The 25838-nt window shown below is 71.3% G+C and carries 19 protein-coding genes, 20 tRNA genes and 1 pseudogene; 7 read left to right on the forward strand and 33 right to left on the reverse strand.

Annotated elements, in window-relative coordinates; all coding sequences use genetic code 11:
* Window positions 1–287: 287 nt before the first annotated feature.
* A complete protein-coding gene (locus tag ACIBO8_RS22250) occupies window positions 288–1472 on the reverse strand; it encodes an acetoin utilization protein AcuC (RefSeq protein ID WP_396117209.1) in 1185 nt (394 codons plus the stop codon).
* A 217-nt stretch (window positions 1473–1689) separates the two neighbouring features.
* On the opposite strand from ACIBO8_RS22250, the gene ACIBO8_RS22255 reads away from it, so the two are divergent.
* A complete protein-coding gene (locus ACIBO8_RS22255; protein WP_396117210.1) occupies window positions 1690–2388 on the forward strand; it encodes a metal-dependent transcriptional regulator in 699 nt (232 codons plus the stop codon).
* A gap of 39 nt (window positions 2389–2427) precedes the next feature.
* Here the strand turns inward: ACIBO8_RS22255 and ACIBO8_RS22260 are convergent, their stop codons facing one another.
* Both ACIBO8_RS22260 and ACIBO8_RS22265 read right to left on the reverse strand, forming a co-directional pair.
* Window positions 2428–2982 carry a hypothetical protein gene (locus ACIBO8_RS22260; RefSeq protein WP_396117211.1) on the reverse strand — a complete coding sequence of 185 codons (555 nt, stop codon included), beginning with the start codon at window positions 2980–2982 and terminating at the stop codon, window positions 2428–2430.
* Window positions 2983–3045: 63 nt separating this feature from the next.
* Complete coding sequence (locus ACIBO8_RS22265) at window positions 3046–3279, reverse strand: DUF5522 domain-containing protein (protein WP_396117212.1); 234 nt, start codon at window positions 3277–3279, stop codon at window positions 3046–3048.
* Window positions 3280–3339: 60 nt separating this feature from the next.
* Between ACIBO8_RS22265 and ACIBO8_RS22270 the strand changes: the two genes are divergently transcribed.
* Both ACIBO8_RS22270 and ACIBO8_RS22275 read left to right on the forward strand, forming a co-directional pair.
* Complete coding sequence (locus ACIBO8_RS22270; RefSeq protein ID WP_396117213.1) at window positions 3340–3822, forward strand: hypothetical protein; 483 nt, start codon at window positions 3340–3342, stop codon at window positions 3820–3822.
* A complete protein-coding gene (locus tag ACIBO8_RS22275; protein WP_396117214.1) occupies window positions 3812–4720 on the forward strand; it encodes an alpha/beta fold hydrolase in 909 nt (302 codons plus the stop codon). The genes ACIBO8_RS22270 and ACIBO8_RS22275 overlap by 11 nt, the downstream gene beginning before the upstream one ends.
* On the opposite strand, the gene ACIBO8_RS22280 is transcribed toward ACIBO8_RS22275, so the two are convergent.
* Together ACIBO8_RS22280 and ACIBO8_RS22285 are read right to left on the reverse strand one after the other, a co-directional pair.
* A complete protein-coding gene (locus tag ACIBO8_RS22280; protein WP_396117729.1) occupies window positions 4695–5873 on the reverse strand; it encodes an MFS transporter in 1179 nt (392 codons plus the stop codon). The two genes, ACIBO8_RS22275 and ACIBO8_RS22280, sit on opposite strands and share 26 nt — an antisense overlap.
* A gap of 31 nt (window positions 5874–5904) precedes the next feature.
* Window positions 5905–6651: a DUF6597 domain-containing transcriptional factor gene (locus ACIBO8_RS22285; RefSeq protein ID WP_396117215.1), complete on the reverse strand. Its 747-nt coding sequence runs from the start codon at window positions 6649–6651 to the stop codon at window positions 5905–5907.
* An 80-nt stretch (window positions 6652–6731) separates the two neighbouring features.
* Here ACIBO8_RS22285 and ACIBO8_RS22290 point away from each other — a divergent pair, with 80 nt between their 5' ends.
* Entirely contained in the window at window positions 6732–7301 is a 570-nt protein-coding gene (locus ACIBO8_RS22290; protein ID WP_396117216.1) for a TIGR03086 family metal-binding protein, read from the forward strand.
* A gap of 64 nt (window positions 7302–7365) precedes the next feature.
* On the opposite strand, the gene ACIBO8_RS22295 is transcribed toward ACIBO8_RS22290, so the two are convergent.
* The 3 genes and pseudogenes from ACIBO8_RS22295 to ACIBO8_RS22305 form a co-directional block, all read right to left on the reverse strand.
* Window positions 7366–10278, reverse strand: a complete 2913-nt coding sequence (locus ACIBO8_RS22295) for a vitamin B12-dependent ribonucleotide reductase (protein WP_396117217.1) — start codon at window positions 10276–10278, stop codon at window positions 7366–7368.
* 320 nt (window positions 10279–10598) lie between these two features.
* Window positions 10599–11054, reverse strand: a pseudogene (nrdR, locus tag ACIBO8_RS22300) (transcriptional regulator NrdR); the annotation flags it as partial.
* 993 nt (window positions 11055–12047) lie between these two features.
* Window positions 12048–12374, reverse strand: a complete 327-nt coding sequence (locus ACIBO8_RS22305; RefSeq protein WP_396117218.1) for a LysM peptidoglycan-binding domain-containing protein — start codon at window positions 12372–12374, stop codon at window positions 12048–12050.
* 268 nt (window positions 12375–12642) lie between these two features.
* Between ACIBO8_RS22305 and lexA the strand changes: the two genes are divergently transcribed.
* The gene (lexA, locus tag ACIBO8_RS22310; protein ID WP_396117219.1) at window positions 12643–13440 is read left to right on the forward strand and encodes a transcriptional repressor LexA; all 798 of its coding nucleotides are present in this window, start codon (window positions 12643–12645) and stop codon (window positions 13438–13440) included.
* 714 nt (window positions 13441–14154) lie between these two features.
* Here the strand turns inward: lexA and ACIBO8_RS22315 are convergent.
* The 22 genes from ACIBO8_RS22315 to hflX all read right to left on the reverse strand — a co-directional run bounded on the left by ACIBO8_RS22315 (window position 14155) and on the right by hflX (window position 20315).
* A tRNA-Cys gene (locus tag ACIBO8_RS22315) sits at window positions 14155–14229 on the reverse strand.
* A gap of 42 nt (window positions 14230–14271) precedes the next feature.
* Window positions 14272–14344, reverse strand: a tRNA-Arg gene (locus tag ACIBO8_RS22320).
* A 4-nt stretch (window positions 14345–14348) separates the two neighbouring features.
* A tRNA-Tyr gene (locus tag ACIBO8_RS22325) sits at window positions 14349–14431 on the reverse strand.
* A 4-nt stretch (window positions 14432–14435) separates the two neighbouring features.
* Window positions 14436–14511, reverse strand: a tRNA-His gene (locus tag ACIBO8_RS22330).
* A gap of 30 nt (window positions 14512–14541) precedes the next feature.
* Window positions 14542–14615 (reverse strand) — tRNA-Val (locus ACIBO8_RS22335).
* A 49-nt stretch (window positions 14616–14664) separates the two neighbouring features.
* Window positions 14665–14752, reverse strand: a tRNA-Ser gene (locus ACIBO8_RS22340).
* 11 nt (window positions 14753–14763) lie between these two features.
* A tRNA-Pro gene (locus ACIBO8_RS22345) sits at window positions 14764–14838 on the reverse strand.
* A 34-nt stretch (window positions 14839–14872) separates the two neighbouring features.
* Window positions 14873–14945 (reverse strand) — tRNA-Arg (locus tag ACIBO8_RS22350).
* A 1-nt stretch (window position 14946) separates the two neighbouring features.
* Window positions 14947–15023, reverse strand: a tRNA-Ile gene (locus ACIBO8_RS22355).
* A gap of 6 nt (window positions 15024–15029) precedes the next feature.
* Window positions 15030–15115 (reverse strand) — tRNA-Ser (locus tag ACIBO8_RS22360).
* A 51-nt stretch (window positions 15116–15166) separates the two neighbouring features.
* A tRNA-Ala gene (locus ACIBO8_RS22365) sits at window positions 15167–15243 on the reverse strand.
* A gap of 15 nt (window positions 15244–15258) precedes the next feature.
* A tRNA-Leu gene (locus ACIBO8_RS22370) sits at window positions 15259–15333 on the reverse strand.
* Window positions 15334–15370: 37 nt separating this feature from the next.
* Window positions 15371–15443, reverse strand: a tRNA-Thr gene (locus tag ACIBO8_RS22375).
* A 26-nt stretch (window positions 15444–15469) separates the two neighbouring features.
* Window positions 15470–15543: transfer RNA gene (locus ACIBO8_RS22380), tRNA-Leu, on the reverse strand.
* Window positions 15544–15549: 6 nt separating this feature from the next.
* Window positions 15550–15621 (reverse strand) — tRNA-Gln (locus ACIBO8_RS22385).
* A 241-nt stretch (window positions 15622–15862) separates the two neighbouring features.
* Window positions 15863–15934: transfer RNA gene (locus tag ACIBO8_RS22390), tRNA-Gly, on the reverse strand.
* A gap of 25 nt (window positions 15935–15959) precedes the next feature.
* Window positions 15960–16029, reverse strand: a tRNA-Thr gene (locus ACIBO8_RS22395).
* Between the two features lie 23 nt (window positions 16030–16052).
* Window positions 16053–16126: transfer RNA gene (locus ACIBO8_RS22400), tRNA-Glu, on the reverse strand.
* A gap of 114 nt (window positions 16127–16240) precedes the next feature.
* Window positions 16241–16312: transfer RNA gene (locus ACIBO8_RS22405), tRNA-Ala, on the reverse strand.
* A gap of 105 nt (window positions 16313–16417) precedes the next feature.
* Window positions 16418–16491 (reverse strand) — tRNA-Trp (locus ACIBO8_RS22410).
* 368 nt (window positions 16492–16859) lie between these two features.
* Window positions 16860–18776, reverse strand: coding sequence for a hypothetical protein (locus ACIBO8_RS22415; protein WP_396117220.1), 1917 nt, complete (start codon window positions 18774–18776; stop codon window positions 16860–16862).
* A 141-nt stretch (window positions 18777–18917) separates the two neighbouring features.
* Entirely contained in the window at window positions 18918–20315 is a 1398-nt protein-coding gene (gene hflX, locus ACIBO8_RS22420; RefSeq protein ID WP_396117221.1) for a GTPase HflX, read from the reverse strand.
* A gap of 172 nt (window positions 20316–20487) precedes the next feature.
* On the opposite strand from hflX, the gene ACIBO8_RS22425 reads away from it, so the two are divergent.
* Window positions 20488–21948: an NAD-dependent malic enzyme gene (locus ACIBO8_RS22425; RefSeq protein ID WP_396117222.1), complete on the forward strand. Its 1461-nt coding sequence runs from the start codon at window positions 20488–20490 to the stop codon at window positions 21946–21948.
* On the opposite strand, the gene ACIBO8_RS22430 is transcribed toward ACIBO8_RS22425, so the two are convergent.
* From ACIBO8_RS22430 to miaA, 3 genes are read right to left on the reverse strand one after another with little or no spacing between them, the layout of a single operon-like run.
* On the reverse strand, window positions 21909–22670 hold the full coding sequence (locus ACIBO8_RS22430) for a glycerophosphodiester phosphodiesterase (RefSeq protein WP_396117223.1): 762 nt from the start codon (window positions 22668–22670) through the stop codon (window positions 21909–21911). The two genes, ACIBO8_RS22425 and ACIBO8_RS22430, sit on opposite strands and share 40 nt — an antisense overlap.
* A complete protein-coding gene (dapF, locus tag ACIBO8_RS22435; RefSeq protein WP_396117224.1) occupies window positions 22670–23515 on the reverse strand; it encodes a diaminopimelate epimerase in 846 nt (281 codons plus the stop codon). The genes ACIBO8_RS22430 and dapF overlap by 1 nt, the downstream gene beginning before the upstream one ends.
* Window positions 23516–23523: 8 nt before the next feature.
* Window positions 23524–24447 carry a tRNA (adenosine(37)-N6)-dimethylallyltransferase MiaA gene (gene miaA, locus ACIBO8_RS22440; RefSeq protein WP_396117225.1) on the reverse strand — a complete coding sequence of 308 codons (924 nt, stop codon included), beginning with the start codon at window positions 24445–24447 and terminating at the stop codon, window positions 23524–23526.
* A 172-nt stretch (window positions 24448–24619) separates the two neighbouring features.
* Here miaA and ACIBO8_RS22445 point away from each other — a divergent pair, with 172 nt between their 5' ends.
* Window positions 24620–25828 (forward strand): DUF349 domain-containing protein, encoded by a 1209-nt coding sequence (locus ACIBO8_RS22445; RefSeq protein WP_396117226.1) that lies wholly within the window; start codon window positions 24620–24622, stop codon window positions 25826–25828.
* The last annotated feature ends 10 nt before the right edge of the window (window positions 25829–25838 follow it).

Raw genomic sequence — 25838 nt, forward strand, 5'->3', positions numbered from 1 at the left:
CAGGCCCACGCGCTCCAGGCCCACGCGCTCCCGGCCCACGCGCTCCCGGCCCACGCGCTCCCGGCCCACGCGCTCCGGGCCGTCGCCGCCGCCCAGCGCGCACCCGCCCGACCGCAGCCATCCCGGCCGCCCAGCACGACCCTTCCCACTCGCGCCCATGCCCGACGACACAGGGCCCGGTGGGTCACCGCCCGCCCGGTCGCGCGCGGCGCCGCCGCGCCGGGCGATCCCGATGGGCGGGTTGGCGGGGATGTGGGGCTGGGGGCGTTCCGCACGGTCGGGGCCGGTCAGTCGCGGGGGTCGTGGGGGTCGAGGCCGTGGAGCGGGAAGACCGCCATCCGTGTTGCCATGACGGCCTTGTCGACCGGGTCGTTGGCCGTGCCCGGTTCCCATCGTTCGACGGGTGGCGTGACGCCGTCGGTGAGGTCGGCCGGGACCGTGCGGCCCGGGCAGCGGGTTGCCGCGAGCTTGCGCCAGGCAGGGGGCGTCGCCGTGGTGGGGTCCAGCGGCTCGCCGGTTGCCACCGCCAGCAGGTGGGTCCAGGCTCGGGGGACCACCTCCACGAGGGCGTATCCGCCGCCGCCCGTGGCGACCCAGCGCCCGTCGCACACCTCGTCGGCCAGGGCTCGCAGCGCTATGTATGCGGCTCGCTGGCCGTCCACCGTCAGGCGCAGGTCGGCGAGGGGGTCGAGGCGGTGCGCGTCGGCCCCGCACTGGGTGAACAGGAGTTGGGGCTCGAACGCGCGCACCACCGAGGGCACGATCGCGTGGAAGGCGCGCAGCCAGCCGGTGTCCGTCGTGCCGGGCGGGAGGGCGATGTTCACCGCCGTACCCTCGGCCTGGGGTCCTCCGGTTTCGTCGGGGAAGCCCGTGCCGGGGAACAGCGCCAGGGGCGACTCGTGGAGGCTGACGGTCAGGACGCGGGGGTCGTCGTAGAAGGCGGCCTGCACGCCGTCGCCGTGGTGGACGTCGATGTCCACATAGGCGATGCGTTCCGCGCCCAGGTCGAGGAGGCGGGCGATGGCGACCGCGGGGTCGTTGTAGACGCAGAAGCCCGACGCGCGCGCGGCCATGGCGTGATGAAGGCCACCCGAGACGTTGACGGCGCGGGTGGCAGCGCCGGACCAGACCGCCTCGACCGCCGCGATCGTGGCGCCGCAGATGCGGGCGGACGCCTCGTGCATGCCGTCGAAGACCGGGTTGTCGGGGGTGTTGAGGCCCCAGCCGCGGAAGAACGGGTCGATCGGCGCCATCCGCACGGCGTCGAGGTAGTCGGGGCGGTGCACCCGGGTCAGCGCCTCGTCGTCGGCCGGGGCGGGCACGATCGTACGGACCCCGGGCCGGTCGAGAATGCCCAGCTCACGGGCGAGGGCCATGGTCAGCTCGACCCGGACCGGGTTGAGCGCGTGATCACCCATGTCGTACGCGAGCAGCGCCTCGTCCCAGATCACTGCCGTCGTGCCGTCCGCCATGCCGGTCACTCTGCCACGCCGGTCCGACAGAAACGGCGTGGCGGCCGGGCCGGATTGCGCGACTGCCGGTCGGCGCCGGCCGAGAGCGATCGGGTCGGGTGATTTGTCCCTTCCGGGCATCGTCCCGACCGGTCCGGTAAGGTCTGCTCACCCACCTCGTCGGCGCGAAAGTCAACCCCCGGCTACGAGGTAATATCGCTGCTGGGAGGGCCGCACCGTGAATGATCTCGTCGATACCACCGAGATGTACCTGCGCACGATTCTGGAGCTCGAGGAGGAGGGCGTGCCGCCGCTGCGCGCACGCATCGCCGAGCGCCTGCACCAGAGCGGCCCCACGGTCAGCCAGACGGTCGCGCGCATGGAGCGCGACGGCCTTCTGACCGTCGAGAACGACCGCCACCTGCTTCTCACCGAGCAGGGCCGGGTCGCGGCGGTCGCGGTGATGCGCAAGCACCGCCTCGCGGAACTGCTGCTGGTGAACGTCATCGGCATGCCGTACGAGGAGGCGCACGAAGAGGCCTGCCGCTGGGAGCACGTGATGAGCGACTCCGTGGAGCGCAAGGTCTACGAGCTGCTCAACCGGCCGACCCGCTCGCCGTACGGCAACCCGATCCCGGGCCTCGAGGTGCTGGGCCTCCCGCCGGAGGAGCCGCTGGACAGCAGCGCCACGGTCGTCAACGCCGGCGAGCGCAACCTGGCATTCCCCGGGCTGAGCGGCAGCGTCGTGGTGCGGCGGATCTGTGAGAGCGTGCAGACCAACGCCGGTGTGCTGCGGCAGCTGCACGCGGCCGGCATCGACCCGGGTGCGACGGTGACGGTGAATCAGGAGCGGGACGGCGTCACGATCGACCGGTCCGGCGACAAGATCCGGCTGCCGCGCGAGGTCGCCTCGCGGGTCTTCGTCGACGCACACTGATCGGCGGCGATCCGCCGCCCGCTCCGGCCGGGCCGCTGCTCAACCGTTGGTCGTGTTCATGGCCTTCGCCAGGGAGAGCAGGCTCGTCTGCATCCGCTTGACGTCCCCGCTCGCCGCACCCTTCGCGAAGGTGAAGCGCAGCGTCTGCAACTGCTTCGCCTCACTCAGCCAGCCGATCTCGACCGTCGGTCCGTGCCCGCCGGACGGCTTCGTCACGAGGCGGTAGCCGGCCTCGCCCAGACCCTTCAACTTGGTCGCCTTGGCCGGCGTGAGCGCCTGGGTGAACAGCTTGGCGTCGGCCTTGGTGCTTTCGACCACGGAGAGTGCCAGGTACGGCCATTCCGCCGTGGTCGTCTGCACCACGCAGGTCGACGTGTCGTCCACCTGGTCCGAAGCCGCGATCGTGAACTCGACGCCGATCTTCTCCTTGATGAACGCGTAGTCCCAGAGGATGCACGCCCCGCCGGCGGATGCCGCCGGCTGCTGGACTATTCGTACGGGAGGCAGGCTCGCGGCGTCGGCCTTCTTGTCCGAGCAGCCGGCGAGTGCGAGCAGCGCCGCGGCGGCGCCGAGGGCGATGAGACGCTTGCGCACCTGTGTCCTCCCGAATAATTCGGGCACACCGTACTCGGCCGGGGGCGCCGGCGAAAGTCCGGGTCAGACACCATCGACGTACGGACAGTGACGGCAGCCCCGGCTACAGCAGGTGCCGCGCTTGGCGAGGAAGGCTGCCGTGAGCACGAAGAGTCCGGTGTCGGGGTCGAGGTAGCCGGCCTGGCCCCCGGTGAGCGCCTCGGCGTGGGCCGCGAGGATCTCCGCCCGGCGCGGATGGTCAGCGGCGAGGCGGGACGGGTGCGGCTCGGTGAGGGGTCGCGGTGCCGGCGTGTCCACCCCTCCGACCCTAGCGGGCGCTACTTGACACTTCTCGTCAAGTAGCGGAAGGATGGCGGGGTGCCGACGCGAGCCGAACTGGTCGAGCACATCGTGCGACTGCTCGACGTGCGGCTGCTGGATCCGCTAGAGATCCTCCTGGAGGGCGACGACGCGGTGGACCCGCTGCGCCGGCTGATGCGGATCCGGGCGGGCCGGTGGGCCGATCTGATGCGCGGCGACGACGACCGGGCGGCTGCCGGCGCAGTGCTGCGGCTGATCGCCACGCTCTACCCGTCGGACCGGGCCTTCGATCCCCCGCTGGACTGGTGGCGTACGCCGCTCGGACGGGTGGTGGCGCGGCGGGTCGGGCACCCCTCGGCCGAGGCGGTCTCGCTGGCCACCGCCGGAGCGATGCTGGGGATCACCCGGCAGGGCGTGCACGACCTGGTACGCCGCGGCAAGCTGCCCCGCCACCCGGACGGCGGGGTGCCCTCGGCGGCGATCCGGGACCGGTTGAGACTCAGTGACGAACGCGAGCAGGGAGACAGCAATGATCAATGACCGGTTGGTCGACGCCGGGGAGCTGCCCATCGCCGTACGCGACTTCGGCGGCGATCGTCCCCCGCTGCTGCTCCTGCACGGGGCCGGCGGAAACCTGGCGATGCTCACGACGCTGGCCCGGGCCCTGCGGCCGCGGCACCGGGTGATCACGATGGACCTTCGCGGGCACGGCCGGTCCGGCGACGGCCCGTGGTCCTGGGATGCCGCGCTCGGTGACATCGCGGCGGTGACCGTACAGATGGAATTGGATCGTCCGGCCGTGGCCGGGCACTCGCTCGGCGGAATGCTGGCGGTGTTGTGGGGGCAGCGGCACCCGGAGGCTCCCGGAGTGGTCAGTCTCGACGGCAACCCGCCGCCGGCACGCACCGAGCAGCTGCCGGGGCTCGATCCGGAGAAGGCGGCCGGCGAGCTCGCGCGGTTGCATTCGGTCTTCGACGCCGCGCAAGCCCAGGCGGGGCGGACGATCCCGGCCACGGATCTGCCCGACCTGGTCGAGCGCCAGCAGATGGCAGCCCGGGACATGGGCGCGAACGAGAAGGTGTGGATCGAGGGGTTCCGGCGCAACCTCGTGCATCGCGACGGCGAGACGTCGATGCGGCCGACCGCGGAGACGGCCGGCTCTTTGCGTACGCTGATGAAAGATCTTGATCTGGGTACGGTGTACGCCTCGACGCCCGCCCCGACCCTGGCCGTGCTCGCCACACGGGACCTGCCGGACCAGGAACCGTTCGCGGAGCTCTACGCGGCGCACCGCCGCTATCTGGTGGAGCAAGCGGCGGAGGGCGCCAAGGTCAATCCGAGGATGAACTACCTGCAGCTGGCGGACACCTCGCACGCGATGGTGGTCGAACAGCCGGAGCTGCTGGCCCAGATCATCGGCGACTTCCTGGAGCGATGAGGTCCCCGAGCGGGCGGGCCGCCCCCGAGCCGAGCAGGCCCAGCCCGATCGCCGCGACCACCACGCAGAGGGCGCGGAGCACGCCGAAGTGCTGGGCGAGCAGGCCGATGAGCGGCGGGCCGGCCAGGAACGCCCCGTAGCCGACGGACCCCGCCACCGAGACCCGGATCGCCGCGCGCAGCGGATCGTCGGCGGCCGCGCTCATGCCGATCGGGAAGCCGAGCGACGCACCCGCACCCCACAGCAACGCGCCGACGAGCACGGCCGGGACGCCGATCCCGGAAACGACGAGAAGCAGCCCGGCGAACGCCGACGCCGCGGTCAGGCGGAGCGTGACGACGCGGCCCCAGCGTTCGATCGCCGTACCGCCGAAGAGCCGGCCGAGGGTCATCGCCGTGACGAAGAAGCCGAAGCCGATCGCACCGACGGCTTCCGTCGCGTGGTAGCCGTCGACGAGGCCGATCGCGAGCCAGTCGTTGGCCGCGCCCTCGGTGAAGCCGAAGCCCAGCATGATGACGCCGATCAGCAGCGTGCGGGGTTCGCGCCAAGCGTCCCGTACACGCCCTCGCGGGCCCTCGGCCTCGTGCGACGGGGGCACGGGCAGGAAGCTGCGCACGGTTCGCACCATGATCACGCCGGCCAGGGCCGCGGTCGCCAGCACCTGCGCGGTGACGGAGACACCCGCCGCGGCCGCCGCCGCACTCACGCCCGCGCCGGCCACTGTGCCGAGGCTGAAACCGGCATGAAAGCGGGGCATCAAGGTACGGCCGAGCCGCCGTTCGACGTCCGCACCCTCGACGTTCATCGCCACGTCCCAGGTGCTGTTTCCCATGCCGATGAGCACGAGCCCTACCGCGGCGACCGGCACCGCCCCGGCGGCCGCGCCGATGCCGAGCCCGACGAGACCGAGGACGACGGACATGCTGCCGGCCAGGACCGAGCGGGCCGGGCCGTACCGCTGCACGATCGGCCCGGCGAGCGGGATCGCGGCCACGGCAGCCCCGGAGAGGCAGAGCAGAAGGAGGCCGAAGCCCGCCGGGGACAGGCTCAGATCGTCGCGGATGGCGGGAGCGCGTGCGAGCCACCCGCCGAAAGCCAGCCCGTTGGTGGCGAAGGTGACACCGACGGCGACCTTGGCGTTCTCATCGGTCATCACCCTTCGAACTTAACCGTTAAAGTGGCGGTCAGCCACTCGGATAGCGCCGGGCGTAGACGGAGGGTGATTCGCCGACCATGGCGGTGAAGTCGCGGACGAAGTGGGCCTGGTCGGCGTAGCCGAGCTTCGCGGCGAGGGCGGCCCAGTCCGGCAGAGCGATCCCGCCGCCCAGCCTCTCGGTCACCTCTTGGAGGCGGTAGCGGCGGATGACCCACTTCGGGCCGAGCCCGACGTACTCCTGGAACAGGCGCTGCAGCCGCCGCACGCCGATCCCCTCGGCCGCGGCCAGGGCGTCGACCCGGGTGAGCCGCCGGTCCAGCCGGATCCGATCGACCATCGCGGCGACCGCGTCGGCGGTGGGGTCCGGCCGCAGCCGATCGCGGAGGAACTGCTCGACGGTGGCACACCCGGGCGCGACGCCGAATATCTCCGCGGCCGGGAGGGAGCGGCCGACCAGCGTTGCCACCGCGCGGCCGAGAAAGGGCCGGAAGCAACCGGGCCGGAAGGCAATGCCGAACACCGAGCCGCGGCCCTCGAGGTTGCGCACGACGTGTCGGCGGGCCGGGCCGGTGACGAACGGTACGCCGTCACGAAAGGCGAGATGGACGGTCGGGGTAGGGATGATCTTCTGCCGGTACGGGGCCTGACCCCGGAGATCCCAGTCGGCGGTCCAGCAGTGGTCGATGACCGAGGACAAGCCGGGCGGTGCGGCGGCGTGCGTGATGGTCTGGAAAGAGGCCCAGGCGCCGCCCAGCTCGCGCGCGTCCCGGGACATGACCGCAGCCTAACGTCGCTCCTTCCGTCGTCGCGTTTGTTCAAGACGGCGCCCGGGGGCCGGTCGTATCGTCGTCGGCCATGCGGGCATACGACCTTCTCACCCCGGCCCTCGAGCCGACCCTGGCAGTGGTCCGGCACATCCGGCCCGAGCAGGTCGAGGCACCCACCCCGTGCGCCGACTTCACCGTACGAACACTGCTCGCCCACCTGCGGGAGTGGGCGCCGATCCTCGCCGCCGCCTCGCCGGCACCCCCACCGTCCAGTCCGGAGCCCGGCCGTGAAACCGGACTGGAGGCCGGCCTGACCCGGCTCGCCGCGGCATGGTCGTCGCCGGCCGCCTGGCAGGGCACGGCCACCATGAGCGGCGGCCCCGAGATGCCGGCGGCGATGGTCGGCGGGATGGTGCTCGGCGAGATCGTCATCCACGGCTGGGACCTGGCCCGGGCGACCGGCCAGGAGCCACGCTGGGAAGACGAGGTGCTGTCCTTCCTGCACGACGAGGTGGCGCGGACGGCGGATCTCGGTCGCGAGGTGAAGGCGTACGGCCCCGAGGTTCCGGTGCCGCCGACCGCTTCGCCGCTCGACCGCATCCTCGGCCTCACCGGCCGCGACCCCGGCTGGTCCGTTCCCGGTAACGCCGAACGATAGAGCGAAAGAAGGAACCGGGCGCCTCCGCATGCAGCGGAAGCGCCCGGTTCGCGGATCTTCTGACTCAGCTGCAGCCGGACGTCGAGCCGCAGCCCTCACACACGTAGCAGCTGCCCGCCGGGCGCATCTTCGTGCCGCAGGTGAAGCACAGCGGTGCGTCGGCCGAGGTGCCGAGGACGATCTCCAGCAGCTCCGTCGAGGAGTGCGCCTCCTTCTCCGTGTCGGCCTGGGCCTTGGCCCCGGCCGGAGCCTCGACCTGGGCCGCCGGGGCCGCCGGGGCGGTGGCGGCGCCCACCGGGGCGGACACCGGCGCGGACGCGGCCATGCCGGCCAGGTCCACGTTGGCCGCTTCGGCCGCCGCCTCGGCCGCGACCTGGGCCGCGCGCTCCTTGGCGGTGAAGATGCCCAGTTCGGCGCGGGTGTCGTACGGCAGGAAGTCCAGTGCCAGGCGGCGGAAGATGTAGTCCATCACCGACGCGGCCATGCGGACGTCCGGGTCGTCGGTCATGCCGGCCGGCTCGAAGCGCATGTTGGTGAACTTGCTGACGTACGTCTCCAGCGGCACGCCGTACTGGAGCCCTATCGAGATCGCCACGGAGAAGGCGTCCATGACGCCCGCGAGGGTCGAGCCCTGCTTCGACATCTTGAGGAAGACCTCGCCGAGGCCGTCGTCCGGGTAGGACGACGCGGTGAGGTAGCCCTCGGCGCCGCCGACCGAGAACGACACCGTCTCCGACGGGCGCTTCTTCGGCAGGCGCTTGCGGACCGGGCGGTATTCGACGACCCGCTCGACGACCTTCTCGACCTGGGCGGCCGGGGTCTCCTCGGTCGAAGCAGCGGCCTTGTTGGGCTTCGCCGCCGACAGCGGCTGGCCGACCTTGCAGTTGTCGCGGTAGATCGCGAGCGCCTTGAGGCCCAGCTTCCAGCCCTGGAAGTGGATGTGCTCGATGTCCTCGACGGTCGCCGACTCGGGCATGTTGACCGTCTTGGAGATCGCGCCGGAGATGAACGGCTGCACGGCGGCCATCATCCGGACGTGACCCATCGGCGCGATGGACCGCTCGCCCATGGCGCAGTCGAAGACCGGGTAGTGCTCCGGCTTGAGGCCGGGGGCGTCCACGACGTTGCCGTGGTCGGCGATGTGCTCGACGATCGCCTCGACCTGCTCCTCGGGGTAGCCGAGGCTGCGCAGGGCACGCGGCACCGTCTGGTTGACGATCTGCATCGAGCCGCCGCCGACGAGCTTCTTGAACTTGACCAGGGCCAGGTCGGGCTCGATGCCGGTGGTGTCGCAGTCCATCATCAGGCCGATGGTGCCGGTCGGCGCGAGCACGGACGCCTGGGCGTTGCGCCAGCCGTTCTTCTCGCCGATCTTGATGCCGTCCTGCCACTGCTTGGTGGCTTCCTTGACCAGCGCCGTGGCGACGGCGCCGCTCGGGCGGATCTCGTCGTTCGCCGCCGCGTGCTTGCGCATGACGCGCTTGTGCGCCTCGGCGTTGCGGGCGTACCCGTCGTACGGGCCGACGACCCCGGCGAGCTCCGCGGAGCGGCGGTACGCCGTACCCGTCATGAGCGAGGTGATGCCGGCGGCGACCGAGCGACCACCCTCCGAGTCGTACGGCAGGCCGGACGCCATCAGCAGGGCGCCCAGGTTCGCGTACCCGATGCCCAGCTGGCGGTAGGCCCGCGTGGTCTCGCCGATCTTCGGGGTCGGGAAGTCCGCGAACGCGATGGAGATCTCCATCGCGGTGATGACGAACTCGACGCTCTTGACGAACTTCTGGACCTCGAAGCCGCCGTCGGCGTTCAGGAACTTCATCAGGTTGAGCGAGGCGAGGTTGCAGGACGAGTCGTCCAGCGACATGTACTCCGAGCAGGGGTTGGACGCGGTGATGCGGCCGGTCTCGGGGTTGGTGTGCCAGTCGTTGATGGTGTCGTCGTACTGCAGGCCCGGGTCGGCGCACTCCCACGCCGCCTTGGCGATGTCGGTGAACAGCTTCTTGGCGTCGATCGACTCGATGACCTCGCCGTGCAGCCGGCCACGCAGGTCGAACGTGCCGCCCTCCTCGACCGCCCGCATGAACTCGTCGCTGACCCGCACCGAGTTGTTGGCGTTCTGGTACTGCACGCTGACGATGTCGCTGCCACCGAGGTCCATGTCGAACCCGGCGTCCCGCAGCGCGCGGATCTTGTTCTCCTCGCGCGCCTTGGTGAAGACGAACTCCTCGATGTCGGGGTGGTCGACGTCGAGGATGACCATCTTGGCCGCGCGCCGGGTGGCACCGCCGGACTTGATCGTCCCGGCGCTGGCGTCGGCACCGCGCATGAAGCTGACCGGGCCGCTGGCCGTGCCGCCCGAGGAGAGCAGCTCGCGGGAGGAGCGGATCCGGGACAGGTTGACGCCGGATCCGGAGCCGCCCTTGAAGATCAGGCCCTCTTCCTTGTACCAGTCCAGGATCGAGTCCATCGAGTCGTCCACGGACAGGATGAAGCAGGCGCTGACCTGCTGCGGCGACGACGTGCCGACGTTGAACCAGACCGGCGAGTTGAAGCTGAACACCTGGTGCAGCAGCATCCACGTCAGCTCGTGCTCGAACACCTCGGCGTCGGCCGGGGAGGCGAAGTAGCGGTGGTCCTCGCCCGCCTTGCGGTAGGTCTTCACGACCCGGTCGATGAGCTGCTTGAGCGACCATTCCCGCTCGGGCGTGCCGACGGCACCCCGGAAGTACTTGGTGGTGACGATGTTGGCGGCGTTGACGCTCCAGAACGCCGGGTACTCGACCCCGCGCTGCTCGAAGTTGATCGAGCCGTCCCGCCAGTTCGTCATCACGACGTCGCGGCGTTCCCACTCGACCTCGTCATACGGGTGAACACCCTCGGTCGTCCAGACCCGCTCGACGCGCAGCCCCCCGACCGCGGCGCCCCCGTTGCCAGCGCGACTGCGCTGCCTACCTGCTGTCATGCCGTCACCGGCCATGTGTGTGCTCCCCCTCGAACGATCGCGGCTTCCCCACCGCGATCCGCTTTCCGACATCGGCGCGGCTGTCGAGCCGCACCATCTTTCAAGCTTTTTCCGTACGGGCCCAGCGATGCCCAGTGCTCAGGAGACGCCGATCGCGTTGCCCGAGCGCGACCACCGTCACGCCGCTAGGGCGACCGATCCCCGAACTTCGGCGCCCGGCCGCCGGACCGCGGCGCGACGACATGGCGCGGCGCCGCCTCCTTGGCGGCCGTGGCCTCGCGCGCCGCGTCCTTGTCGCGGCCCTCCTTGCCGTCGCGGTCGGCCAGCGGATCCTTCCCGCCGTCGCGGCCGGCCGCACGCAGCTCGGAGATCTCCCTTTCGAACTCGTCGAGCGAGTCGAACGACTTGTAGACGCTCGCGAAGCGCAGGTAGGCCACCTGGTCGAGCTCCCGCAACGGGGTGAGGATCGCCAGCCCGACGTCATGGCTCGGCACCTCGGCCGCGCCCTTGGCCCGGACGGTCTCCTCGACCCGCTGCGCGAGCAGGGCGATCGAGTCCTCGGCGACGGGCCGGCCCTGGCAGGCCTTGCGCACGCCGCTCATGATCTTGGTCCGGCTGAAGGGCTCGGTGACGCCGCTACGCTTGACGACGGCAAGCACGGCCTCCTCCACGGTGGTGAACCGCTTGCCGCACTCCGGGCAGGCCCGACGGCGACGGATCAACTGACCGTCGTCGGCCTCACGCGAGTCGACCACGCGCGAATCGGCGTGTCGGCAGTACGGGCACCGCACCGCGATCCTCCTGTCGCCGGGCTGCCGTTCCCAGGGAGTTGACTGCGGTGTTCCCGTGATCCGGGCACGCCGAACACCAGCCCCAAGGTGATCATTTTCCGCCTCGGACTGTGGACGAGCCTGTGGATTACGGAGGGACCTGACCCCAACCTGTGGACGACTTACACCCTTGTAACTACTAGATGTTGGGGTCGACGTTAGGCCGCTGCCGACCCCGGCGCAAGTTCACCGGCGCGTCGGCGCGCCGCATTTTCTACCTCAACACGACGGGTGCCACGCCGGTCACGGGCAGCACCGGATCACCTTGATCAAGAAGCCGAACGAGCGCGACCCGCCAAGATCGGAACGTCACCGGCGTGGATGAGGCGAACCCCACCACGAGGCGCGCCTCGCCGTCCGAATGCCCCCGGGACAGCCGGGCGGGCCGACAGCGGGTGCGACCAGTCGCCGCCGCCGACACGCGTCGCGCTTCGCGGCCTCAATCCCCTCGGCACAGCCGGGCGGCCCGACAGCGGGTGCGACCAGTCGCCGCCGCCGACACGAGTCGCGCTTCGCGGCCTGAATCCCCTCGGCACAGCCGGGCGGGCCGGCAGCGGGTGACCAGCCGCCACCGCCGACGCGACGCCCGGCGCCGCGCAATGACGCCGGCGCCCGGAAGACAGCACTCACCGACCATCACGAGGCGACGCGATGAACCGACACCCCGCTGGAACTCACCGAGGATCACGAGGCAACCGCACGTGACCTGACCACATGCTTGATGGGCGCGGGGCGCAATGCCGGAGCCCCGGTGCAGCGATCGCCCGCATCCCACCGCGCCGCCGTATGGGAACCGCAGGCCACCAGGGCCGCCGGCGCATGATGGCCGGTTCGGACGACCGCACCGACCTGCCGGGTCTCCGTCGGCACGCGCGGCCGCCAGGTCCCACGACTCCGCACCGCGGGCCACGCGGCCGAGTAGCAGCGTCACCGCCTCAGCGGACGAAGACCCGTTCAGTCCTCGCGGGGGACGAGAAGCGTGTCCCCGGCGTACACGTAAGAGCCTTTGATGTTGTTGAGGTCACGGATCTCGTCGATCACTTCCCGGGGCGCCCGGCCCGGGGCCACGCGCTCGGCGATCGACCAGAGCGTGTCGTCCGGCTGCACGACGACCGTGGGGACGGGACCTCGCTGCGGATCGTCGGCGCGCGAAGCAGTGGTCCACAACACTGCGCTGGCGAGCGAGGCCAGGAGGAAGAAGAAGGTCAGCACGACGATCCGCCCTCGCCGCGTCAGCCGCAACGGGGCCGGCCGCCCCTGACGCATACCGGTGGCTACCACGGCATATTCCTTTCCTCGCATACGTCCCTCGTACGCGCGTTCGATCGAACGCCCGTACGACGGTCTATCAGAACAGGCGTACGGAAGTCGAGCACTTCCGGGCGACACGCCGAGAGAAAGTCGTACAGATGTTTGAATCTGTCGTACCGCGCCGATACGGTTCTCCATCAAGAGGGGTCAGCCGGGCCGACGTCCATCCCCACGGCGAATGCCCGGCTCCGCGAGCACCACGTGCCCTGAAGGGCAGTGGCCGATAGGGAGGGCGGACGTGTCGACCGACGACCGGACGAGCCGGCAAGACCAGAAGGACCTGAAGCCCGAGGCCACGAGCACCAGAGCTGCCATGCGACGCCGGACGCCGGCCCGGGCCCGCAGCGCCGACGCCCCGCAGCTGCGCTCGGTCACCCCGGTGGTCAGCCAGTTTCCGGACCTGGTCACCGCCGATTTGACCGCCCGTCAGCGGCGCATCCTGGAATTCATCAAGGACTGGGTCGAACGGTACGGATACCCGCCGAGCGTCCGCGAGATCGGCGAGGCGGTGGGCCTCGTGTCCCCGTCCAGCGTCGCGTACCAGCTGAAGGAGCTCGAGAAGAAGGGCTTCCTCCGCCGCGACCCCAACCGCCCCCGCGCGGTGGACGTGCGGTCGCCCAGCGACATGGTCGACGACGAGACGCTGCGGTCGGCCCGGCCCACCCCGGCCTACGTGCCGCTGGTCGGTCGGATCGCGGCCGGCGGCCCCATCCTCGCCGAGCAGGCGGTGGAGGACTTCTTCCCCCTCCCGCGCGAGCTGGTCGGCGAGGGCGAGGTCTTCATGCTCGAGGTCAAGGGCGACTCGATGATCGACGCCGCCATCTGCAACGGCGACTGGGTCGTGGTACGTCAGCAGCCCACGGCCACCCCCGGCGACATCGTGGCGGCCATGATCGACGGTGAGGCGACGGTCAAGAGCTACCGGCAGCGGGACGGGCACGTCTGGCTGATGCCGGCCAACCCGGCCTTCGACCCGATCCCGGGCGACGACGCGACGGTGATGGGCAGGGTCGTGGCGGTGCTGCGCCGCGTCTGACACGGCTGGGCTCCGGCGGCATGGAGCGCGACGACAGAGACGGGCCGGTCGGCATGGGCGTGGTGACCGGCCCCCTCGAGTCCGGAGGCTCGCACCAGCGCCCGGATCACCAGCGCGCCGCCGGACGTGCGCCCGCGGTCACGGCGCGGCGCTGGCATGTCGGCCGGGGTGCGGGTAATCGTGGCGCAGTCGGCGGGCCGGCGTCCCACTCTCCGCCGCGGCCTCGGGGCACGATCAGCGGTGCACCTCCGTCGCAGCGTGTCTCCAGCCGACCGTCTCGGGGACGGTGCCAACGGACGAAGGCCGCCGCGGCGAGCGAGCCGGGGCCAGCGGAGGGCCGCCGCGGCGAGCGGCCCGGGGCCAGCGGAGGGCCGCCGCGGCGAGCGGCCCGGGGCCAGCGGAGGAAAGCCGCGGCGAGCGACCCGGGGCCAGCGGAGGAAAGCCGCGGCGAGCGACCCGGGGCCAGCGGAGGAAAGCCGCGGCGAGCGACCCGACAGTCCCAGCGACGGGCGCCAACGGAAGAAGCGTCACGGCACAAGCCAACCGACAGCCCCGCCGACCGAGACCAATGGAGGAACGCGGCGCGGCGCTTGCCAAGGGAACAGGCTTCCGCGGCTCCGGCCGGAGTCCGGCGCCGCGCGAGCCGGCCCGGACATGCGCGAGCCGTGCCGAGACAGGGCTGTGTCTGTCACTCACAGTGGATGGCATGCGACGAGGCCTCGCCCGGAGTCGAACCGGAAGATCACCCGCTTTGCAGGCGGGGCGCTCCACCCGGAACGCCACGAGGCCATCCGCCGGGTCCGCGCCGTGCGGTCCCGGACGGTAGTTGCGTGCCCTCGGCTGGATTCGAACCAGCGGCCCCCAGGTTCGGAACCTGGTGCTCTTTCCGCTGAGCTACGGGGGCGGGGTGCGGGCGGGGGGATTCGAACCCCCTGAGCAGCAAGCACCTGGGTTACAGCCAGGCCCGACTCTCCGGCGTCGGCGCGCCCGCGCGAGGGTGACCGACCGGACTCGAACCGGTTGCCTCCAGGGTCACGACCTGGCGCTCTGACCTGATGAGCTACGGACACCATGTGCCCCGCGAACCGCGGGGACGATACGTACCTGCGGAGGGATTCGAACCCCCAACATCCGTCTTGTAAGGACGGCGCTCTCCCTGATTGAGCTACACAGGCGGGGCCGCGGACCGGTGGCCGTGGCAGGTATGACGTGGTGCAGGGCGAGCGGAGGAGGGCGGGGTCGAACCGCCACGGGCGTGTGCCCCAACCGTTTTCGAGACGGCGGCCGGCGCCAACTGTCGGCTGGCTCCTCCCCTGTGTCGCGTCGGGTCGGCCGGATTCGAACCGGCGTCCTCTCGGTCCCGAACCGAGCGCGCTGACCAAGCTGCGCCACAACCCGTGGAGACCTGATGGGTCCGTCAGGTCCCGGCTTGCACCCCGAGCAGGATTCGAACCTGCGACCTTCCGGTTCGTAGCCGGACGCTCTCTCCCCTGAGCTACCGAGGCATGGTCTCGCCGGATGGATTCGAACCACCGACCTCCTCGTTATCAGCGAGGCGCCCCTACCAGCTGGGCCACGGCGAGACGGTGCGGAGAGTGCAGGGATCGAACCTGCGCAGGACTACGCCCTGTCGACGGCTTAGCAAGCCGCAGCCTTCCCACTCGGCCAACCCTCCCTGCGCGCCGACGACGGGATCGAACCCGCGGCCTACCGGCCTGTGTCGACGTGGTGGACCCGGTCGGATTCGAACCGACAACCCTCGCTGTGCAAGAGCGGCGCTCTACCGATTGGAGCTACGAGCCCTGGAAATGTGCTGCGTACCCGGGACGCGATTCGAACGCGCACTGTGCTGGTTCTAAGCCAGCCGCCTCCTGCCAGTTGGGCTACCCGGGCGTGTGGTCGCGCCGCTGGTGGGGCGGGCGATCCGATGAGCCGGCGGCCGGACTCGAACCGGCTGCCTCCGCTTTACGAGAGCGGTGCACCACCTGTCGTGCTGCGCCGGCGTCGAGGCCGCCGAAGCGGCCGGTCGTGCCCTCGGCGCGAGTCGAACGCGCACTGTACGGCCCCTCAGACCGTCGCCTCTGCCGGTTGGGCTACGAGGGCGGGAAGCTGCGAGCGGAGGATTCGAACCTCCATCGCCCGGGTCAGAGCCGGGTGTGCTGCCGGTTGCACCAGCTCGCATCGCCGGCCGGCGGGGGTAGCGGTCCCGCCGGCCGGATCCAGCGCCGGCGACCTCGGCGAAGCTGCGGACTTGATGAAGGTCCTCAGCGCCGTCCCGGACGCGGCCGGGTTCCGGTCGTCCCTGCGCTGGTCGCAGCCACCACAGGCGGCCGCAGTGTGCAGTCGGAAGTCACCCCGCCGCGCGGCGGGTCCGAGCCCCGCGGCGCGGCGGGGTCCGAGCCCCGCGGCGCGGCGGGGTCCGAGCGGCTACGGGGAGTCGAACCCCGGTCTCCGCCATGGCAAGGCGGCGCACTGACCGTTGTGCTACAGCCACGTGTCACGCCTCGAGGGGCGTGCGGAGCCTTCGGCGGGGCTCGAACCCGCAACGTCCGCCGTACCGGGGCGGAGCCCGACCCGTCGGGCGAAGGCAAGGGGTACCGCATGGTGGTGCGTCGCCCGTCCGGGGGTCGAACCCGGTCTTCCGGATCGAGAGTCCAGTGGTCTACCTGCCTCAACCTCACGGGCGTGTCACCGGCCGCTACCGGTGGTGCCTTCCCTGAGCCGAGCGGTGATCCCTACGGGTGCCACCCGGGCCGGGAAGGCATGGTCAGGCCCGCCCGTCACGGGTGGTGCCTGCCTGTGGACCCGGGCGGATTCGAACCGCCGACCCCCGGTCTGCCGAACCGGTGCGCTACCACTGCGCCACAAGCCCTCTGCGGCGCGTGGCACGGAAAGCTCCGCACCACGCGCCGACATATACATGCCATCCACTGTTGAGTTGACAATGAGCAATTCCCTGAAACGTATTCAGGGCACGCACGGGCGGCAGGATTCGAACCTGCAACCTTCGGTTTTGGAGACCGGTGCTCTATACCGTTGAGCTACACCCGTAAGACAATTCCGGGTACGAAAAAGCCGCCCGGGCCTCGATGGCGAGGTGGGCGGCGCGGGCGCAGATGCTCCTGCCTACCCGCTCCACCGCTCCAGGCCACGACTCGGCTCGCCACCTCGGAGGTGCGGCATCGCCGTCACGCCGGAAATGACAGCTCCATACGCCGCCCACGACGGGGCGATCGTGCAGTTCGGCTGCCACGACATGACGGTTCAACTCCCCTCGAAGCTCTGGTGCGGTGTCGGCATCCAGGATGACCGAGCCCCGCTGTTTTCGTCAACGCTTTTCCGGAGCCATTTTCTGGCTCCGTCGGCGTCGGTACACATTCTGCAATCGAGTGCGGGGTGTGCGCCAGCGATTTAAATGGCTAGGCGCCGAAGAAGCCACTGGGACGGGACGAGCCCGCCTGCCGGCCCTCTCCCGGCGGCGGAGGCGGGGCCCCGTAGACGCCGCCCCCGGGCCGCGCACCGGGCTGACCGCCCTGCGCCGGGCGACCCGGCTGACCACCGCTCGGCCGCCCGGGCTGCCCGCCCGCAGGACGAGCTGGCTGACCCGCAGGACGAGCGGGCTGACCACCCGCGGGGCGAGCAGGCTGACCCGCAGGACGAGCGGGCTGACCACCGGCAGGACGAGCAGGCTGACCCGCGGGACGAGGGGGCTGACCACCCGGGACCGGCGCGGCGCCACCCGCGCGGCCGGGCTGACCACCCGGGCGGCCCTGCTGGCCACCACCGGGCTGCGGCTGACCCGAAACCGGCCGGCCCTGCGGCCCACCGGCGGGACGACCTCCCTGCCCACCCCCGGGGCGACCCGGCTCAGCCACACCCGGACGACCCGGCTGAACGGCACCGGGACGCCCCTGCGGGCCACTGCCCGGACGTACTGGCGGGGCGCTGCCCGGACGCACGGGCGGGGTGTTTCCGGGGCGCACCGGCGGAGTAGTGCCGGGACGGCCTCCCGGAGCAGCGGCCGGCCGGCCGGCCGCGCCTCCGTAGACGCCGCTGCCCTTCGCCGGCGGTTTGGCGCCGCCGTACACGCCGGGTGCGGAGCCCGCGCCGTACACGCCCGAGCGTGGGGCCGGGCCGCCGACGGACAGGAGCTCGGTCTCGGCGTCGGTCGGCTTGGGGCCGCCGGCCGGGTCGGCGCTCTTCGCGGACGCCTCGGGTTGGGGCTTCTTGCGGGCCCGGACGATGCCGAAGATGCCGGCGCCGACGAGCAGAGCGCCCAGGACGCCGATGCCGCCCACCAGGTACGTGATGTCGGAGAGGCTCAGGTCGGAGTACCAGCTCGGGCCGCTGCTGGTGGAGCTCTTCTTGGCCGCGTCCGTGTTCGCCTCGACCACCTGGGTGGCCGGGGTGTAGCGGAGGATGTAGTTGGCCGCTCCCTCGTCGTTGACGTCGCCGAAGTCGGAGACCGTCGCGAACGTCTTGCCGTCCGGGCTGTAGGTGATCGCTTCGCCGAACGGCTCGTCGGGCAGGCCGGTGCCGCGCGGCTTGTTCTTCAGCGCGGCGAGGACGTTGCCGTTGGTCACGTCCCATTCGAAGGCGTCGAGGTACGTACGGATGACGATCTTGTCGCCGCCGGGAGCGATCGCGGCGCCCGTGACCACACCCTGGGCGAGGCGGGCGAAGGCGGTGCCCTGGGTGTCCGTACGCGGAAGCTCGAGCTGCCCGACCTTCTTGAGCGGTACGCCCTCGGTGTTGTTCGTCTTGAGCGGGGCCGCCGGGGTGTAGAGCATCGCCGGCCCGGTGACCTCCTTGGTCACGATGATCGGCTTGCCCTCGGCATCGAGCAGGAGGGCCTCGGCGTCGTGGTAGTCGCCGGACGGGTACGCCAGCCGGTGGATCTTGGGCTCCTTGGAGCCGTCCACGGGCATGGTCCAGACGCTGACCGTCTCGCGGTGTTCCGGTGGCCTCTTGCGGACGCCGTTGTCGCCGGTGTCGGCGATCCAGAGGGTCTTGCCGTCCGGCGACAGGACCATGTCCTCGGTGTCGCGGGGGCCGTTGCCGCTGAACGAGACCCGCTTGGTGATGTCGCAGTTCTCGTCGAGGTAGAAGATCTTCTGGCGCTGCGCGTCGGAACCGTCGTTGATCACGACGTAGCCGTTGTCGGTCGCCACGATGCCCGAGAGCTCGTTCAGGAGCGGATCGGTGACCTTGCACACCTTCTTGCCGGCCGCGGCCTTCCCCGAGGTGGCCGCGGGGGCCGGCTCGGCGGAGGCGGGCACGGCACCCATCATCACCAGCCCGGAGGCGAGCATGACCGGGAACACGAGACGCCGCATCCGATCAGTGTCGCATGCGGCGTCTCGTACTGGCGTTACGCGTGGATCAACGCAGGTCGGACAGGGCGCGCCGGGGAATCAAACGGGCGAATCGCCCGCGTGTCCCCGGTCACAAAGTCCCGGTTCCACAAGGGAGCGGAGTCAGGCCTTGAAGGCCGCCAGCTCGGCCGCGAGCTGCTCGTCGACCCGTACGCGAAGCTCGGTGCCCTCGTCCGTGTGGCGGGTGTCGAGAACCTGACCGCGCCGGTGGATCCGGGCCACCAGGTCGCCCCGGTCGTACGGGAGGAGCACCCGCAGGTCGACGGCCGGCCGCGGCAACCGCTGCGCGATGGCCGCGTGCAGGTCGGCGATGCCCTGCCCGGAGCGGGCCGAGACGAACACCGCGTCGGGCCAGGTGCGCTTGAGCCGCAGCATCGTCTCCTCGTCCGCGGCGTCGATCTTGTTGACGACCAGCAGCTCCGGGATGCGGTCGGCGCCGACCTCGCCGAGGACCTCGCGGACCGCCGACACCTGTCCCTCAGGGTCCGGGTGGGCGCCGTCGACCACGTGCACGACCAGGTCCGCGTACGAGACCTCCTCCAGCGTCGAGCGGAACGCCTCGACGATCTGGTGCGGCAGGTGGCGGACGAAGCCGACCGTGTCGGAGAGGGTGAAGACGCGCCCGTCCTCCGCGGCCGTACGCCGGGTCGTCGGGTCGAGGGTGGCGAACAGCGCGTCCTCGACCAGCACGCCCGCCGACGTCAGCCGGTTGAGCAGGCTGGACTTGCCCGCGTTGGTGTAGCCCGCGATCGCCACGGCCGGCACGCCGCTGCTCGAGCGGCGGGACCGCTTCGTCTGCCGTACCGTCCGCATGGCCTTGATCTCACGCCGCAGCTTCGCGATGCGGTGGTTGATCCGGCGCCGGTCGGTCTCCAGCTTCGTCTCACCGGGACCACGCGTGCCCACGCCGCCACCGCCGGAGCCGCCACCGGCACCACCACCCTGCCGGGAGAGCGACTCACCCCAGCCTCGCAGCCGCGGGAGCAGGTACTGCAGCTGGGCCAGCTCGACCTGCGCCTTACCTTCCTTGCTCTTCGCGTGCTGGGCGAAGATGTCGAGGATCAGGGCGGTCCGGTCGACGACCTTGACCTTCGTCTGCTGTTCCAGGTTGCGCAGCTGCGACGGCGACAGCTCGCCGTCGCAGATGACGGTGTCGGCGCCGGTGGCGACGACCACGTCGCGCAGCTCCTCCACCTTGCCGCGGCCGATGAAGGTGGCCGAGTCGGGGCGGGAGCGCCGCTGGATGAGGCCCTCGAGCACCTGGGAACCGGCGGTCTCGGCCAGCGCGGCAAGCTCGGTGAGCGAGTTCTCCGCGTCCGAGACCGTGCCCTCGGTCCAGACACCGACCAGGACTACTCGCTCGAGCCGCAGCTGCCTGTACTCGACCTCGGTGATGTCCGTGAGCTCCGTGGAGAGCCCGGCTACCCGCCGTAGCGAGTGCCGCTCCTCCAGTTCCAGCTCACCCGTGGTGACGTCGGGTTCGAAAAGCTCGGTTCGCAAAAGGTGACCTCCTCAGCCCGATCGTGGCACGCCCGGGTTGCCGGCGCATCCAGATAACGGGGCTGAACGTTGTCGCAGAGTGTCTGACTCATCAGTAACCACCGCGGTGGGCGCCGTCATTCCCGAAGCGCAAGAATGCGAATACTCACCCGCCAACGACGGAGGGACTCCCGTGGTGACCACCCGCCTGCCCAGTGCAGGATTCTCGATCACGATCCGGATCGCCGTGACCGCCGATGCCTCGTCGATCGGCCGGCTCACCACGTGTGTGGGTGAGGCGGGCGCCATCGTGACGGCGCTCGACGTGGTGGACTCCGACCCCACCCGGGTCCTCGTCGACCTCACCTGCGACACCGCCGACTCCACCCACGCCGACCAGGTCGTCAAGAACCTCGAGGAGCAGGAGGGCGTCGACGTCCGTAAGGTTTCCGACCGTACGTTCCTGCTGCACCTGGGCGGCAAGATCGAAGTGTCGTCGAAGGTCGCGCTGCGCAACCGGGACGAGTTGTCTCGGGCGTACACGCCGGGCGTGGCGCGGGTCTGCATGGCGATCGCGGAGAACCCGGCGGACGCGCGCCGGCTGACCATCAAGCGCAACACGGTCGCCGTCGTCAGCGACGGCTCGGCGGTGCTCGGCCTGGGCAACATCGGCCCGGCGGCCGCGATGCCGGTGATGGAGGGCAAGGCGGCGCTCTTCAAGCGCTTCGGCGGGGTCGACGCGTGGCCGGTGGTGCTCGACACCCAGGACACCGACGAGATCGTCCGTATCGTGAAGGCGATCGCGCCCGCGTACGGCGGCATCAACCTGGAGGACATCGCCGCGCCGCGCTGCTTCGAGATCGAGATGCGGCTGCGCGAGCTGCTGGACATCCCGGTCTTCCACGACGACCAGCACGGGACCGCGATCTGCGTGCTGGCCGCGCTGACGAACGCGCTGCGGGTGGTCGGCAAGAACCTCGCGGACGTCAAGGTGGTCGTCTCCGGCGCGGGTGCCGCGGGTACGGCGATCATGAAGCTCCTGCTGCGTCAGGGCGTGGGCGACATCATCGCGTACGACCGCAGGGGCGCTCTGCACCGCGGCATGGACGACCTGACCCCGACGTGGCAGTGGCTCGCCGAGCACACCAACCGCGACAACTACTCCGGTGACCTGCCCGGCGCGATCGTCGGCGCGGACGTCTTCATCGGGGTCAGCGCGCCGAACCTGCTCACCGGCGCCGACATCGCGAAGATGGCCGACAAGTCGATCGTGTTCGCGCTGGCCAACCCGGACCCGGAGGTGGACCCGCGGGAGGCGCGGCAGCACGCCGCCGTCGTGGCGACCGGCCGCTCGGACCAGCCGAACCAGATCAACAACGTGCTGGCCTTCCCGGGCGTGTTCCGCGGCATGCTCGACGTGAGCGCCGAGGAGTTCACCGAGGAGATGGCGCTGGCCGCGGCGATGGCGATCGCGAACGTGGTCGGCGAGGACAAGATCAACCCGACGGTGATCATTCCCAGCGTCTTCGACGCCCGGGTGACTCCGGCGGTGGCGGCCGCCATCCGCGCGACGGTCAAGGGCGCGCAGGCCCCGCACAACGCGGCCGCGGCGGCTCAGGCCGAGCTCGACGAGGCCCCCGAGGAGACGTTCTGAGCCCAGCCGGTCAGCTCCCCGGTGTGGTCGGTGATCAGGCCGGCCACACCGGCGCCGACCAGATCCGGCCAGAGCGCCGTGTCGTTGGCGGTCCACGGCATGACCGCCACCCCGGCGCCGGCCAGCGCGGCGACCGTCTCCGGCGAGCCGAGCACGGCGTTCATGGAGGGGTTGCAGAAGCTGACGCCCAGCTCCTGCGCGACCTCCACCTGCGAGGTGTCGAAGGCGTCGCGCAGCAGGCCCCGGCGCACGTCGGGGGCGACCTCACCGGCGAGGCGGACGATCGCGGGATCAAAACTCTGCACCACGGTACGGGTGAGCAGGCCCGCATCGCCGACCTGCCCCAGGATGAACTTCACCTGTTCGAGGTTGGCCGGCGGCTTGATCTCCAGCAGCAGTTCGACGCCCGCGTGGGGGCGCAACAGCTCGAGCACCTCGGCCAGCTTGGGGACGCAGATTCCCGCGTAGGCGGATGAGAACCAGGATCCCGCGTCCAGCCGGGCGATCTCGTCCAGGGTCAGCTCCCAGACCTTGCCCGCGCCGTCCGTGGTCCTGTCGACCGTACGGTCGTGGATGACCACCGGCACGCCGTCGGCCGTGGTGCGGACGTCGAACTCGATGAACGTGGCCCCGGCCAGCACCCCGGCGGCAAAGGCGGGCAGCGTGTTCTCCGGCGCGACGGCGGAATAGCCGCGGTGCGCCACGCGGTGCAGCGACCCCATCAGACGAGGGCCGCCGGGTCGACCTCGCCGGTGGCGACGAGCACAGCGGGACCCGCGAGCCACCACCGTCCCTCGCCGTCGGCGGTGACGGTGAGCCGTCCGCCCGGCACGTCCACCGCGACCACGCCGGTCTCGAGGCCCGCGTCGCGCAGCGCCACCGCGGCCACCGCCAGGACGCCGGAGCCGCAGGACAGCGTCTCGGCGGAGCCCCGCTCGTAGACACGCATGTGGACGTGCAGGTCGGCGCCGTCGACGGGCGCGCCGGGGGTGGTGAACTCGACGTTGACGCCCTCCGGGAACAGCGCCGGGTCGTGGCCCGGTGCCACGTGCAGGTCCAGCGCCGCGAGGTCGACCCCGTCGTGCAGGGCGCTCACCAGGTGGGGGTTCCCGCAGTCCACGGCCAGACCCGGCACGGTCAGCGGGCCCACGGTCGCGGTGCTGGCCGCGTACACCCGGGGGGAGCGCATGTGGACCGAAATCAGGTCCTCACCGACCACCGCTCGCACGACGCCGGCCCGGGTGGCGACCGGCAGGCCCTCGGGGCCGGCCGTCGCGAGCCCCTGGCTGACCAGGTAGCGGGTGAAGACCCGCACGCCGTTGCCGCACATCTCCGCGGACGAGCCGTCGGCGTTCCAGTAGTCCATGAACCACTCGGCCTCGGCCGCGAATCCCGCGCTGTCCGGGTGCTTGGCGCTGCGCACGACGCGCAGCACGCCGTCCGCGCCGATGCCGCGGTGACGGTCGCAGAGCGCCGCGACGAGCGACGGCGTCAGATCGAGCGCCCCGTCCGGGTCGGGCAGGATGACGAAGTCGTTGCCGGTGCCGTGGCCCTTGGTGAACAACACGCGCTCCATCATTGCGCAGCCGCGCCGCACGCTGCCAAGGCGTCCTCCGTACACGTCTCGGAGGCGCCGTCGAGCCAGGTCACGCGCTCGTCGCGGCGGAACCAGGAGCGCTGGCGGCGGACGAAGCGGCGGGTTCCGCGTACGGTGTCCGCCTTCGCCTCCTCCTCGCTCAGCACGCCGTCGATCTGGGCGAGCGCCTGCTGGTAGCCGAGGGCACGGCCGGCCGTGCGGCCCTCCCGGAGACCGGCGCGGTCGAGCTCGCGTACCTCTTCGATCAGGCCGGTCGCCCACATCAGGTCGACGCGCTCCGCGATCCGCCGGTCCAGCTCCTCGGTGTCGCGGTCGACGCCGATCTGCACGGAGTCGTAGAAGGGCTTCGGCTCGGGCAGGGCCGCGGTGAAGGGCGCGCCGGTCATCTCGATCACCTCCAGGGCCCGGACGATGCGCCGCCCGTTGGACGCGAGGATCCGGGCGGCGGCATCCGGATCGGCCTCGCGCAGCCGGGCATGCAGCGGCGCCGGGCCGGTCTCGGCCAGCTCCGCCTCCAGCCGTTCCCGAATGGCGGGATCCGTGCCGGGAAATTCGAACTCCTCCAGCACGGCCCGCACGTACAACCCCGAACCCCCGACCAAGATGGGTACGCGGCCCCGCGCGGCGATGTCCTCGACGGCCGCCCGCGCCGCCTCCTGGTATTCCGCCACGCTCGCGGGGAACGTGACGTCCCAGATGTCCAGGACGTGGTGCGGAACGCCTTCGCGCTCGTCGGGCGGCAGTTTCGCGGTGCCGACGTCCATACCGCGATAGAGCTGCATCGAGTCCGCGTTGACCACCTCGCCGCCGAGGGCGTGGGCGAGCGCGAGGCTGAGCGCGGTCTTCCCGGCGGCGGTGGGCCCGACGACGGCGACCACTCCGGGGGGTGGGAGCAATGGCACGGAGTCACCGTAACGGGCTGGTCACGGTCATCCTCGGGCGCTTCCCCGGAACCGGGTTGGACCTGTGACAATGCGCGGGAAAGAATGCCGGTGGAATGATGGCATTCGACTGCGCTATGGCGGCCGTCGGCGGGCAGCGAGGCCCGCGACGCCGGGAGAACGAGGATGGCTCATGAACGACTGGACGACCTTCGGGCGCGTGGATGCCGACGGCACCGTGTACGTGAAGACTGCCGAGGGCGACCGGGTGGTCGGCTCATGGCAGGCGGGCACCCCTGAGGAAGGCCTGGCCCACTTCGCCCGGCGGTTCGCGGACCTGGTCACCGAGGTCGACCTCGTCGAGGCCCGGCTCAAGTCCGGCGCCGCCGACGCGTCGCACTCGCTGACCAGCATCAAGCGGCTGCGGACCACCCTCGACGAGGCGCACGTGGTCGGCGACATCGACGGCCTCGCCGCCCGGCTGGACCGGCTGACCGCCATCGCCGAGGAGAAGGCCGGCGAGGCCAAGGCCGCCCGCGAGGTCGCCCGCACCGAGGCGCTGGCCCGCAAGACGGCGCTGGTCGAGGAGGCGGAGACGATCGCCGCCGAGGCCACCGGTTGGAAGAGCGCGGGCGACCGGCTCAAGGAGATCCTCGACGAGTGGAAGACCATCCGCGGCGTCGACAAGAAGACCGACGGCGAGCTGTGGAAGCGCTTCGCCGCCGCCCGGGACGGCTTCACCCGCCGCCGCGGCGCCCACTTCGCCACTCTCGACGGCCAGCGCAAGCAGGCGCAGTCCGCCAAGGAGGAGCTGGTCAAGGAGGCGGAGGCACTCGCCGAGTCCAGCGAGTGGGGGCCGACCGCGGCCCGGCTCAAGGAGCTGATGAGCGAGTGGAAGGCGGCGCCGCGCGCCGCCAAGGAGGCCGAGCAGCGCCTCTGGGAACGGTTCCGCGCCGCTCAGGACGCGTTCTTCACCCGGCGCAGCGAGGTCTTCTCGGCGCGTGACGCCGAATACAAGGGCAACCTCGAGAAGAAGCAGGCGATCCTCGCCGAGCTCGAGGCGATCGACGTCGACGCGGACCCGCGTGGCGCTCAGAACAAGCTGCGGGACGCCCAGGCCGCCTGGCACGACGCCGGCCGCGTGCCGCGCGAGTCGGCCGCCTCGCTGGACCGCCGCTGGCGGGCCGCGGAGGAGCGGATCCGGATCGCGATGGACTCGGCGTGGCGCAAGACCACGCCGCAGGACAACCCGCTGCTGCGCCAGATGCGCGAGCAGGTCGCGGAGGCCGAGCAGCGGCTCGCCCGGGCGCAGGCCGCCGGCGACAGCCGCCGCATCAAGGAGGCCGAGCAGGCCCTCGCCTCGAAGAAGCAGTTCCTGGCGCTGGCTGAGCAAGCCAACTGAGCGGTACGGG

This window comes from Actinoplanes sp. NPDC049681 (genome assembly GCF_044465265.1).
Taxonomy (GTDB): Bacteria; Actinomycetota; Actinomycetes; order Mycobacteriales; family Micromonosporaceae; genus Actinoplanes.

Excerpts from the sequence above, each read along its gene's own strand:
- ACIBO8_RS22250 (WP_396117209.1), bottom strand. The coding sequence starts at position 1,472 with ATGGCGGACGGCACGACGGCAGTGATCTGGGACGAGGCGCTGCTCGCG.
- ACIBO8_RS22275 (WP_396117214.1), top strand. The coding sequence starts at position 3,812 with ATGATCAATGACCGGTTGGTCGACGCCGGGGAGCTGCCCATCGCCGTA.
- ACIBO8_RS22280 (WP_396117729.1), bottom strand. The coding sequence starts at position 5,873 with ATGACCGATGAGAACGCCAAGGTCGCCGTCGGTGTCACCTTCGCCACC.
- ACIBO8_RS22285 (WP_396117215.1), bottom strand. The coding sequence starts at position 6,651 with ATGTCCCGGGACGCGCGCGAGCTGGGCGGCGCCTGGGCCTCTTTCCAG.
- ACIBO8_RS22290 (WP_396117216.1), top strand. The coding sequence starts at position 6,732 with ATGCGGGCATACGACCTTCTCACCCCGGCCCTCGAGCCGACCCTGGCA.
- ACIBO8_RS22295 (WP_396117217.1), bottom strand. The coding sequence starts at position 10,278 with ATGGCCGGTGACGGCATGACAGCAGGTAGGCAGCGCAGTCGCGCTGGC.
- ACIBO8_RS22415 (WP_396117220.1), bottom strand. The coding sequence starts at position 18,776 with ATGCGGCGTCTCGTGTTCCCGGTCATGCTCGCCTCCGGGCTGGTGATG.
- ACIBO8_RS22430 (WP_396117223.1), bottom strand. The coding sequence starts at position 22,670 with ATGGGGTCGCTGCACCGCGTGGCGCACCGCGGCTATTCCGCCGTCGCG.
- ACIBO8_RS22445 (WP_396117226.1), top strand. The coding sequence starts at position 24,620 with ATGAACGACTGGACGACCTTCGGGCGCGTGGATGCCGACGGCACCGTG.